This window comes from Shewanella sp. TC10, assembly GCF_009663145.1.
Taxonomy (GTDB): Bacteria; Pseudomonadota; Gammaproteobacteria; order Enterobacterales; family Shewanellaceae; genus Shewanella.
In genome coordinates this window covers 1-8,457 of sequence record NZ_VKHR01000095.1, presented here as the reverse complement: position 1 = coordinate 8,457, position 8,457 = coordinate 1, and the positions used below count along the sequence as shown (strand labels likewise).

General features: G+C 39.8%; 5 protein-coding genes. 2 read left to right on the top strand and 3 right to left on the bottom strand.

Annotated features, from left to right (window positions below; all coding sequences use genetic code 11):
- Window positions 1-2 precede the first annotated feature (2 nt).
- Together FNZ24_RS20865 and FNZ24_RS20860 are read left to right on the top strand one after the other, a co-directional pair.
- On the top strand, window positions 3-3,062 hold the full coding sequence (locus FNZ24_RS20865) for an efflux RND transporter permease subunit (RefSeq protein ID WP_153916716.1): 3,060 nt from the start codon (window positions 3-5) through the stop codon (window positions 3,060-3,062).
- Window positions 3,063-3,275: 213 nt separating this feature from the next.
- Window positions 3,276-3,920, top strand: coding sequence for a pseudouridine synthase (locus tag FNZ24_RS20860; protein WP_153916715.1), 645 nt, complete (start codon window positions 3,276-3,278; stop codon window positions 3,918-3,920).
- An 82-nt stretch (window positions 3,921-4,002) separates the two neighbouring features.
- On the opposite strand, the gene FNZ24_RS20855 is transcribed toward FNZ24_RS20860, so the two are convergent.
- From FNZ24_RS20855 to FNZ24_RS20845, 3 genes are all read right to left on the bottom strand, one after another.
- Window positions 4,003-4,155 (bottom strand): hypothetical protein, encoded by a 153-nt coding sequence (locus FNZ24_RS20855; protein ID WP_153916714.1) that lies wholly within the window; start codon window positions 4,153-4,155, stop codon window positions 4,003-4,005.
- A 434-nt stretch (window positions 4,156-4,589) separates the two neighbouring features.
- Entirely contained in the window at window positions 4,590-7,331 is a 2,742-nt protein-coding gene (locus tag FNZ24_RS20850) for a hypothetical protein (RefSeq protein WP_153916713.1), read from the bottom strand.
- A gap of 428 nt (window positions 7,332-7,759) precedes the next feature.
- The coding region (locus FNZ24_RS20845) for an acyltransferase family protein (RefSeq protein WP_153916712.1) at window positions 7,760-8,457 on the bottom strand (698 nt) is incomplete at its 5' end.

Sequence of the window (8,457 nt, the reverse complement as noted above, 5' to 3'; positions counted from 1 at the left end):
CGATCACGCGTAAGGTGATCAGCTGGATGTTCGCGCTATTGTTACTCGTTGGCGGTAGTATTTCATTTTTTAGCTTGGGTCAGTTGGAGTTTCCTGAGTTCACCCTTAAAAATGCATTAGTTGTTACCAGTTACCCAGGTGCATCGCCAGAACAAGTGGAAGAAGAAGTCACCTTACCACTTGAAGATGCACTGCAACAGCTTGATGGCATAAAGCACATTGTGTCAATTAACAGTGCTGGTTTATCGCAAATCGAAATTGAAATCGTAGAGCAATATGACAAAAACGCACTACCTCAAATGTGGGATGAAGTGCGCCGTAAGGTCAATGACACGATTGCTGAGTTACCACCAGGGGTGAATACACCCTCTGTGATTGATGACTTTGGTGATGTGTACGGCATTTTACTCAATGTCAGCGGTGACGGTTATAGCAACCGTGAACTGCAAAATTATGCTGACTTTTTACGTCGTGAACTGGTTCTCGTTGATGGCATCAAAAAGGTCACCATTGCAGGCAAAATTAACGAGCAAGTCATTGTTGAGATGTCTCAGCAAAAGCTCAATGCGTTAGGCCTTGATCAAGATTATATTTACAGCTTAATCAATAGTCAGAACGTGGTATCCAATGCTGGCAGTATCCGTGTTGGTGATAACCGTATTCGTATTCACCCAACTGGGGAATTCGATAGCGTAACGGAAATGGAGCGCCTACTAGTGAGTGCGCCTGGTAGCACTAAATTAGTCTACTTAGGCGATATCGCTAAAATCTACAAAGACACAGAAGAAACCCCAAGCAATATTTATCACGCTAATGGTAAAAACGCACTATCGATGGGTATTTCGTTTTCAAGTGGTGTGAACGTGGTAACGGTTGGCGAAAGTGTCAATGCAAGAATGGCTGAGCTTAACGGTGAACTGCCTATTGGTATGAAGCTAGAGACGGTTTATGACCAAAGTAAGATGGTCGATCAAACCGTAAAAGGCTTTTTAGTCAGCCTTGCTCAATCTATCGCGATTGTGATTGGAGTGCTGTTGGTGTTTATGGGCGTACGCTCTGGCATCCTGATTGGTTTGGTGTTGCTGCTGACCATTCTTGGCACCTTTATCATGATGAAAGTGCTTAATATTGAGCTGCAGTTAATATCACTTGGCGCCTTGATCATCGCGCTCGGTATGCTGGTGGATAACGCCATTGTGGTTACCGAAGGGATATTAATTGGCATCAAGCGCGGTAAAACTCGCCTTGAAACCGCCAAAGAAGTCGTCACACAAACGCAATGGCCGCTACTTGGCGCAACCATTATTGCCATTATTGCATTTGCGCCTATTGGTTTATCTGACACTGCTACTGGTGAGTTCTGTGTATCGTTATTCCAAGTGTTGTTAATCTCGCTATTTATTAGCTGGGTTACTGCAATGACTCTCACACCTTTCTTTTGCAATATGATGCTCAAAGATGGTGAAGCGCCAATGGGAGATGCGGAGGATGACCCGTATAAAGGTTGGTTATTTCAGGTTTACCGCACCACATTAAACCTAGCGATACGCTTTAGAGCGGTCACCGTACTGTTAATTATTGCAGCGTTAATCACCTCACTTGCTGGTTTTGGTCACGTGAAAAACGTGTTCTTCCCTGCGTCAAACACGCCAATATTTTATGTTGATGTGTGGATGCCAGAAGGAACGGATATCAAAGCGACCGAGTCTTTCTTACATAAAATTGAACAAAATCTATTAGCTGAGCAAGCTGAAAAAGATGTCGGCATGGTCAACTTGACCACAGTGCTAGGTCAAGGTGCACAGCGTTACGTGCTGCCGTATGTACCAGAAAAAGGCTACAGCGCTTATGGTCAGTTATTGATTGAAATGACCGACTTAACCACAGTAAACAGCTATATGCGAATTTTGGAAAAAGAGCTGAGTGTACGTTTTCCTGAGGCTGAGTATCGCTTTAAATACATGGAAAATGGTCCAAGCCCTGCTGCAAAAATTGAAGCGCGTTTTTATGGTGAAGATCCAAAAGTACTGCGTGAAATCGCGGTTAAAGCCGAAGCGATTTTTAATGCTGAACCCACAGCTGTTGGCGTAAGACATAACTGGCGTAATCAAGTACAAATGATCCGCCCGCAACTTGCTTTTGCTCAAGCTCGAGAAACAGGTATCAGTAAAACGGACTTAGATAATGCGTTACTGACTAACTTCAGTGGTAAACCTGTGGGTGTGTACCGTGAAAACAGTCACTTGTTACCTATTGTGGCTCGTGCACCAGCGTCAGAGCGTTTAGATGCTGAAAGTATTTGGAAACTGCAAGTATGGAGTAGCGAAAGCAATACCTTTGTTCCAGCAACCCAAGTGGTGTCGAGCTTTGATACTGAATGGGAAAACCCAATCATTATGCGTCGTGATCGTAAGCGTGTGCTGTCAGTGCTTGCCGACCCAATTAATGGTACCGATGAAACAGCTGATTCAGTGTTCCGTAAATTACGCCCAGCAATAGAAGCCATCGAACTGCCAGCAGGTTATGAGCTTGAATGGGGTGGGGAGTACGAACTATCTACTGAAGCTCAAGTGTCAGTATTTAGCTCACTACCTATGGGTTACTTATTCATGTTTTTGATTACGGTACTATTGTTTAACTCAGTCAGGCAGCCATTGGTAATCTGGTTTACTGTGCCACTGGCGTTAATCGGTGTGGTATCGGGTTTATTGTTATTTGATGCACCGTTTAGCTTTATGGCATTGCTGGGCTTATTGAGCTTAACCGGGATGATCATTAAAAATGGTATCGTGCTGGTGGATCAAATCAATGTGGAGTTAGCGCAAGGCAAAGATCCTTATCAAGCGGTTGTTGATTCATCAGTAAGCCGTGTACGACCAGTATTGATGGCCGCCATTACCACTATGTTGGGTATGGTGCCGTTATTAAGTGATGCGTTTTTTGGTTCAATGGCAATTACTATCATTTTTGGTCTAGGCTTTGCGTCGATTCTAACGCTTATCGTATTGCCAGTAACTTACACTATGGCATTTCGTATTCCTTACCAAGGTAAAACGGTTTAAATGGAGTATTGGCCGTTTAGGCTTAATGACTAAAGCTTCAATGTAGCTGAGCGCCAATACCATTGGTGTTCAGCTTTTTTGTTTTTAATCCTTTTTGTTTTTAATCCTTTTTGTTTTTAATCTTTGGGCCACAGACGCCAAGCTTTGTTAGCGCTGTGAATTTTGTGATAACTCGTTTTATAATAGTGGTTCACACTATTTGAGCACTGATACATGCCGACTATCAACCAAGCTGGGTTATCTGAACTTGTTGTAGAACAAGATTCAAATTCTGAGATAAATCAGACTCATCATCACTTCAAAATTTTTAAGCCCTTTGGTTTTTTAAGTCAGTTTGTGCCTGAAACCCGTAAGAAAAAGCACTTACTTGGCGAACTGCACTCTTTTCCTGAAAAAACCATGGCAATTGGCCGATTAGACCATGACTCAGAAGGGCTATTGCTACTGACAACAGACGGGATGATGAGCCATAAAGTGCGCAGTAAAGGTATTGAGAAAGAATACTATGTGCAGGTGGATGGTGATATTACTCCCGAGGCGATTTCACTGTTACAAAGTGGCGTAGAGATTGGCATAAATGGCAGTAAATATCTCACCTTACCTTGCAAAGCGTTTAAGTTAAAAGTCGATCCTGAATTGCCTAGTCGAGGGCGCAAAATTCGCGACCCAAGACATGGGCCAACCAGCTGGGTATCAATCACTTTATGTGAAGGTAAGAATCGTCAAATACGTAAAATGACAGCTGCAGTGGGGTTTGCAACACTGCGGTTGGTCAGAGTACGGATTGGGGATATCCATATTGATGATATGGACGCAGGGGAGGTGATTGAACTAGATGGATTTGATGAAGTGTTTTAGCAATTGATTTTTAGTCGCTCATGCCTGGTCTGGCAATAACGAAACCCATTTAATATTGGCTAATTTATCTAAACCCATAACTTCAATCTAATCCATTGCCTGCCGCAGGCTTATGTGCAGATACAACAGCGAGGCGCTGCAAGTACATCCATGTAAGCTCTGCCAAAACATCCATGTTTTGGAAGCTCGCTGCTGCATCTGCACTGGGTATTTTATCTCTTCGATTTAACTTCATTTGAAAAAACTCAAACAAGTTGCTTACTCCGATTAAGCTGTAGACTTAATAGTCTCCGTTTGAAGTGTCCTGAAGCGCTATGTTCATTTGCGTGATCTCGGCATGGATGGCGAATCTGAGGCGTTAGTATATGAACGTAAAGGGATGAAGAAATAACACTTCAATGGAGCGGGTGGGTATTGCATGACAGTAAAAAGAAAGAGGGAGTTGCCGTTACTCCTTTTTGGTCGGGTGTGGGCGAAGCGCTACGACTTTAAACTTCTAATTTTAAATCAATTAAGTAAAAAAATAGAAAAAGTTCCAAACATTCATGGCATTGGGTGAGCAAACTTATCGGCAAATTAAATTTACTTTCCTAGTTGTTCATCAGTTAAGTAAAGCGAGCCTTTATGGCTCGCTTACTTAAAAGAAGAGTGAGCTTTCGAGTTTGTAAATTATAGAGACGTTAGCTCAACCATATACATAGCATTTTTTGTCGCGAAACTAAGGCGCGGTTTTGAGCCCTCTTTAGAAGGCGTGTATTCTATTGAATTTGTTGTTATTGAACTTAACAACCTTGGTGTTTGCCAAATGATTTCTCCTGAATTAACAGAGCGCATTGATAACGTACAATTGGGGTTACTACTTAAGCCTGTTTCTCCGCTATCACAACTACTTATTAGTAAATTCTCTGAATCTTGAGGCTGTAAGATATTAGTCACTTCACCATCAATTAGAAAAGAGTTGATTTGAGTTAGCGAGTTATCAAGTATTAACAGCTCGGTTCTATTACCATATGGTGATCCATGTGAAGATAAACAAGCTATATTAGTCGCTTGATTAATTAGCACTATTTTATTACATAAAAGTGATGCTGTACTTGCTGGTACGAATGCTCCATCTATAAACTTGAATTGTTCTGTTGAATTGAAGAGGTGGTAGTTCGAGTCACGTTTTTCTATTGCCACAACTGCAACCAAGGTTCCTTCTCTATTTCTAGAAAAGTCAGCATCTAAAATGGTGGGCATTTCTTTAGGTTTATAATCCCAGAGTACAGTTTTATTTACTAAGTCTTCCACATAGAGTTGTTCACTGTTAACAACAATTAGATCATTATAACCGTCGTTGTTAATATCAGAATGTTCCATTTCTACTGAGCTTACATCTCTTTCAGAATTTTGACTAAACGACTTCTGCCAGAGTAAAACTTCGGATTCTAGCTCTTGTGCAAATAGAGTAAAACCTTGTTCATTTTTAGTATTAACCATTATTTCATTAACACCGTCTAAATTGGCATCAAAAATGTCAATTGCATGGATGGAACCACTTATTCCGTTCTCTAGCTTGTAAAGGTTATTTTTTTCTTTTTTACCATTTTCAGAAACACTGTATAGGTTCCAGTTGTGTTGAGGAGAATAAAACAGTGCTTTGAAGCTTCCACCTTCTACGATATTTCCTGCGGTATGGTAGTTTGTACTAGCAGTTGAATAATTGAAGCCCCATACAGCTTCTGGAGATGGAGTTAATTTAAATGAGCTAATTGAACTATAACCTGATCTCACGAGTTCAACTTCACCTGAGTTTTCAGTAACTACTGAAATAATATTGTTTGTGTGGTTCGATAACTCACTCCATTGAAGTTCTAAATTTTCACTTGAATAGGAGTTCATTCTCTCGCCGTAACTTGAACATGGTCCAGTAACAATACTTTTTAGAGGCGTTACATGCAGACTGCAGATATCTTCTTCTATTACTAAATGAGTAATAGGTGAGCTTTCTCCATATTTTAGTATTTCAATAGATTGCTCTTGCTTGTTGTATGAAATGATCTCTTCTATTTCATTGTCATCAATATCAGCTAGAGTGAATAGAGTATTTTCAGAGTCAGTATGTATCCAGTTTAATTTTTTGAGTTCATTATCAAATACTAAGCCGTCATCTAACAAAATATGTTTGGAATTATTATCGATAATTCCACCGATTTGAATCTCGGTTGGCTGAGAATTCAGATCATAAAGTGAGCTTATCGAGTTTGATCCTGTATCCCACACCCATAGGTCGTGATTGGGTGCGTTGCCACAATCTTTACAAGCTACGATTAAAACTATTTCGGCATGACCATCATCATTTAAATCTGCAATTGAAAAGTCGACAAACTTCTTGTCTCTTTGGATATGAGCCTCTTCAAATTGTTCTATTTCGACAATGACACTTTTTTTGTTTGTATTTGGGTCGATAGATAAAATTTGATCACTGCTCATTACCACAACTTGATTAAGTTGATCACCTTCAAAATCATAGTGACTGAGCTTTAAGGCATCTAGATGATAAGGATAAGACCACTGCTGTGTATAGTCGTCACCATTTTTGTCCAGTAATGTAATTTGTTTATTATTCTTTAATATCAAGATTTGTTTTTTATTTACAGACAAAAAGTTAGCTATTGAAATATCTCGCTTCTCTCCAGAAGTTGATAATTCTGAGTAGACATTTAATGTGGCATCAGATTTTTGTTTAATTGAGAATTGCTTAGTGACTCCGTAATTGGGAATGGTAAGTGAAAATTTTATTTCTTGCTCTGCTGAAAATGCAATTGAACGGGCCTCCCAGCTGAGAGTGCCGTCAGCAGAAATTGTCATGCCATTGGGGCCGTAAAGTAGCTCGGGTAATATACCTAAATCGGGAATTGTTTCGACTTTAGTACTCATAACTTCACCATAGTTTACTATTTCAGGAAGCTGAGAAAGTGTAATTTCAGGCTCTTTAATAAATGTAGCTAACGGAGCACTATGTTCAGCATCTTCATACCACTCCATTTCGAACTCATCATTAAAGTCTACAAAGACGGAAAGGCTATTTCCTGCAAGATCTTGGGTATTTCCCTCGCAATCTGGCAATAAGTTTGAATGGGTAAAATTAATTGTTAAAGGGTGTTTTTCCCCAGAGTTAACTTGAGATTGAAATTGATAAATAGCGGTTGTTACTTGTTGATTAGATATTATTTCCGACGAAAGATCATCATTGAAAATAAATGATTCAATACATTCAGTATCTGGAATTTTTAGTAACCATCTGCCTTGTATATGGTTAGTGATAGTTGGAGTGGTCGGTGTCGTTGGAGAGTTTTCAGAGTCCCCGCCGCCTCCGCATGCCACAAGTAAAAACGTGACAAAAATACAGAAAATTCTGATTAACATAATAAAATCCTTTTACTTCAAGTGCATCCATTCGTCATGATGACAAATCATCAGATGGCAATACTAGCTATTTAACAATAGAATTACAATGTGCGACGAAAGGGTATTTAATTACAAACAAGTGGGGCAGGATTTGAGCAAACCATTCTAAATATTAGTATATTCCCGATTTCAGATACAAACGGCGACATTCATAGGAAGATGCAGAAGAGGAAACCAGGTATAGAAAGGGGACGATCTTCTCGCCAAAGAAACTAGCAGTACTGATCAAGAAATCTGTAGAAATTTAGGGGGTAGGTGGCCTTGTTAGTTATCCGTCAGACTCACACTACTTTTATCATAAAGGGCCTGCAGTTATCATAAAGAGCCTGCAGTGCATTTCTGCCGTTTCAATGGGAGCGTATGAACCTTAAGTAGGCAACTCTATGTTATTTAGGTACTTTTAAACCAAACATGTAGCGTGTGATGTTAAAAGGCCTAATCAAGAAGTAGCAAATCGTGCTGCAGGTTATTAGCGATAGAAGTAAAACCGATATTGATTTTACAGCAATGCCAGCATCCCACTGAACGATATAGAAAGCAAAAATCACGATGATGGTTTGATGCAAAATGTAGAAGGGGTAAATCAACTCGTTAGTGGTACGCAGCCATTTGGGTGTGCTATTACAAATGGCGCTTGCATAGCCAAATAATACTAATAGCCCCGACCATGACACTAGAGTGCAGACTAACCACCATATCTGCCAGCGAACTGCTACTGAAGCGTACTCACTGAGATCAGGTGAATAGTAGTATCCATAGAAAAGTACTGAACTAAACATAAAAATGATTAAGTTTAGTTTTCGATTTTCGCGTAGTGACTGCCATATTTTTGGGCTGTTTATAAAACACATACCTGCTAGAAAGAAAAAGAAATAAAACAAAGAAATAGATAGGTTTTCAATATTATGATCTTGTGAAGGCATCCAATGCTTACAGCTCAATCGAATGATAATTAGAGCAATCGCTAACGAAAATAACCCATATTTTGACTTAGTAATGTATTCGATGACGCGAATAAAAGCATTTCCAGTTTGAGAATGCAGAAACTTATTCAGTGGAATTGCTAGCACCATAMACACAATTA